At 36.6% G+C, this 577-nt stretch carries 1 protein-coding gene; it reads right to left on the bottom strand.

What is annotated here, in order from left to right; genetic code table 11:
- A partial coding sequence (locus GY937_07025) for a hypothetical protein (GenBank protein ID MCP5056466.1) occupies nt 1-347 on the bottom strand: 347 nt, incomplete at its 3' end.
- Between the last annotated feature and the right edge of the window lie 230 nt (nt 348-577).

Genomic DNA, 577 nt, shown 5'->3' with positions numbered 1-577 from the left:
TGAGGTAACTTCCCCGCGCGTCTTTCTTGATGATAGCGTGAAAAATAGCGCTTATAGGCCATCAATTGGCGGCCAACAATTTTAGACCCTTCATTTCTTAGTAATAAATTGATCGTTTCCAACATTTCCTCAACCATTTTAACTTTGGCCGGAAAAATATCCAAGGGTATTACGTGGGGCAATAGCTTAAGACCAATCCATAAAGTACCGTCGATGTGGCGAAATCGATTGGGACAATGAAGTACGGACAACGCGTATGAGGCGCTCGGATGCAGCGGTTTTTCTGTTCGATGCATTACAAATTCGCCTTTCACCGCCGCCAGCAATAGAATAATTAAGAAAGTCATGTTTTCGTTTGGTTCTGTTTAATTTTAACGCATTTATAATAATAATTTTGGTTGTCAGATTCAGCATGAACCTAGATTTTGTAGCTAAAAACTGTCAAAATTTGTATGAAATTTTTTAAACATTGTCTAATTTTTACAATTTTCTAAAATTTTTTCGCCTAAAACCTTCTCCTTGTTAAGACTTATCGAATGAGTTATCATTCATCAAAAAAAACTTAGTGAGTCTGTAG

It is taken from the genome of bacterium (assembly GCA_024228115.1).
Classification (GTDB): domain Bacteria; phylum Myxococcota_A; class UBA9160; order UBA9160; family UBA6930.
This window is presented reverse-complemented; position numbering and strand designations above follow the sequence as displayed.